The 2,520-nt window shown below is 65.1% G+C and carries 3 protein-coding genes; 1 reads left to right on the top strand and 2 read right to left on the bottom strand.

The features are described from left to right. Positions 1–395 (bottom strand): methyltransferase domain-containing protein (locus tag EB084_23520; protein NDD31231.1); only part of this gene is annotated, 395 nt, incomplete at its 3' end. Between the two features lie 280 nt (positions 396–675). Between EB084_23520 and EB084_23515 the strand changes: the two genes are divergently transcribed. Then, on the top strand, positions 676–1,845 hold the full coding sequence (locus EB084_23515; protein NDD31230.1) for a hypothetical protein: 1,170 nt from the start codon (positions 676–678) through the stop codon (positions 1,843–1,845). On the opposite strand, the gene EB084_23510 is transcribed toward EB084_23515, so the two are convergent. Then, positions 1,831–2,520 (bottom strand): aminotransferase class I/II-fold pyridoxal phosphate-dependent enzyme (locus tag EB084_23510; GenBank protein ID NDD31229.1); only part of this gene is annotated, 690 nt, incomplete at its 5' end. The genes EB084_23515 and EB084_23510 overlap by 15 nt on opposite strands.

Here is a 2,520-nt window from a genome sequence, read left to right as displayed (position 1 = left end):
TGGATCTGGGCGCGCACGCTGTCAGACACCCAGCTGTAGACGCCGTGCAGCGCGATGAAGTCGTACGGTTCTCGCTGCTGTGCGAGAACCTGCTCGAACGAGGCGGCCTCGAGGACGAGGTTGCGCAGGCCCGCCGTGTGGGCGAAGCCCTGCCCTTCTTCGATGTGCCGCGGGTTGAGATCGACGCCGTGGAACGTGGCGTGGGGATGCGTGGCCGCGAACGAAGCGGCTGAGAGGCCGAAGCCGCATCCCAGCTCGAGATAGCGGAACGGTTCGCCCAGCGCTACGCCGGCGTGTCCGCTGGCCCAGGCGGCTTCGTTGATGGCGCGCGGGCTCATCTCATCGAAGTAGCCCCAGACGTATCGGACCTCGGTGATGTATCCCTCAGACTGCACGCTTGTGGATTGGCGCTTCTGCTGTCGTGTCCTGCGTTCGCAGGCTCCGCCCGCCCTCGGCTGAGGCTGCGACGATTGTCTGGGCGCGGTCGACAGCCCCGGGCTCGTGGTTGCTCGTCTCGTGGTCGGCGGAAGAGGGAGTGGATGCGTGGTCATCGTATCCACCGGCCGGGCTCGCCCTCCTCTGCCGATGTCAAGAGAGCCAGGGAGGTGCAGGGTCGTTGGTGGGCGTTGACGGCTCGGCCGACATCGTGATGCGGTCGCAGGGAGAGACAATCTGATGAGTCAGGTCCATGAAGAGGCGCTCGAATCTGCGCAGCCTTCGTTGAGGGCCCTGCTCTCGATGGCGCTGGCCCCCTTTCTCGTGAGCCGCTCTCTTCTCTGGGTGACGGTTGCGCTGAGCCTCTCTCTCTTTCCCATTCAGCTTGCGCCGGGCCAGTGGCGCATCTTTTCGGATCTCTTGTGGCTCGATGGGTGGGCCCGTTGGGATTCAGCCTGGTATGCCACCGTGTACCTCGAGGGCTACCACTATGTCCCGGGCCATCAGTGCAACGCAGCCTTCTTCCCGCTCTACCCCTACCTCACGGGTATCGTGAGTCGTCTCCTTGCGCCCATCCTCTCCCCGCATCACGCATTTCATCTGACGGGCATTGTGGTCTCGAATGTGGGGTTTCTCATCGGTCTCGCGGGGCTGGCGCGTCTCGGGCACGCGTGGGTGGGCCCTGACGCGACCCGTAGAGCGCTCTGGCTGGCCTGCTTCTACCCGTTCTCGTTCTTCTTCAGTGCGGTGTATGCTGAGGGCGTGTACTTCGCGCTCATCGTGTGGGCGTTTGCGTTCGGCCATGCCGCGCGATGGAACGCGGCGTTCTTCACCGTGGGTCTGGCCGCTCTCACCCGCCCTCACGGCATCACGGCGGCCATGGCCCTCGGGGTGCAGTACGCCTGGCAGACCGGGTTTCCCCGTCGGCGCCTGCAACTGCGTGATGGGGTCGCGCTCTGGCCCGTTCTGGCGTTCTGCGGCGTGCTGCTCATGCACCACGTGTCGAGCGGCGAGGCCCTGGCGTTTTTGAAGGCTCAGTCGGTATGGCGCGATCGCCTGTCGACTTCTGGTTTCTGGTCGGATCTGCAGGTGTTCTTCACGGGAGATCTCGTGATGCGTGTGCAGTATGGCGTTGCGTTGCTGGTGCTCGCGACGTGGGTCTTGCTCGCGGTGCCGCTGGCTCGTCGCTTCGGTCCCGGGTACGGGTTGCTGACCCTCATGTCTGTGGGATTGACCGGATACTCCTGCATCGAGGCGCTTGGCCGCTATGCCTCGGTGGCCTTTCCAATCTACCTGCTGGCCGGGGAACGGCTTCGCAGCCGGTTCGTGTACAACGTCACGCTTGGCGTGAGCGCCGTGCTACTGCTGTTTCTAGGCGTGGCGTTTGCCCGATGGCTACACGTGACCTGACGGGTGGGGTTCTGACGCTGAAGCGGTCAGAATCTGCGCCGCAGCGCCGAGGGTCGCATCGATCTGCTCTGCGGAGTGTCCGGCGGTGACGAAGAACCGAAGCCGCGACGCCTCGCGGGCGACGGCCGGATGCACAATCGGCATGACGCGGATGCCGGCTTCGGCCAGCGCGCGGGTTGCGCGCAGGCAGCCAAAGTCGTCACCCAACACGACGGGAACCACGGGAATGCCGTCCTGACGCAGCCCGAGATCGCACCCAAGCGCACGCAGGCCAGACGCGAGCTGATCGGCGCGTGCGCGCAGGGTGGTGATGCGCTCGGGCTCTCGTCGAAGAAGTCGCAGGGCTGCGAGAGAGGCTGCGGCCATGGCGGGTGCCAGGCCCACGCTGTAGACGAAGGCGGATGCGGCATGTTTGAGCAGATTGATCAGTGCGTGACTGCCGGCGACGTATCCGCCGCAGCCGACCAGCGATTTCGAGAAGGTGCCCATCCATACGTCGACGCGTCGGGGGTCGATGTGAGCGTGCTCGGCGAGCCCGCGTCCGGTGCCTCCCAGCACACCCATCGAGTGGGCTTCATCGACCATGAGCAGGCACCCGTATCGCTCTTTCAGATCGATGAGCCTCTCGAGATCGGGGGTGTCGCCGTCCATGCTGAACACCCCCTCGGTGATGAT

The organism is Pseudomonadota bacterium (genome assembly GCA_010028905.1).
Classification (GTDB): domain Bacteria; phylum Vulcanimicrobiota; class Xenobia; order RGZZ01; family RGZZ01; genus RGZZ01.
Note: the sequence above shows the minus strand (reverse complement) of the source record. Positions and strands in the feature narration are given on the sequence as shown.

Bases quoted from the DNA above. Each gene is read 5' to 3' on its own strand.
- EB084_23515 (NDD31230.1), top strand. From the start codon at position 676: ATGAGTCAGGTCCATGAAGAGGCGCTCGAATCTGCGCAGCCTTCGTTG.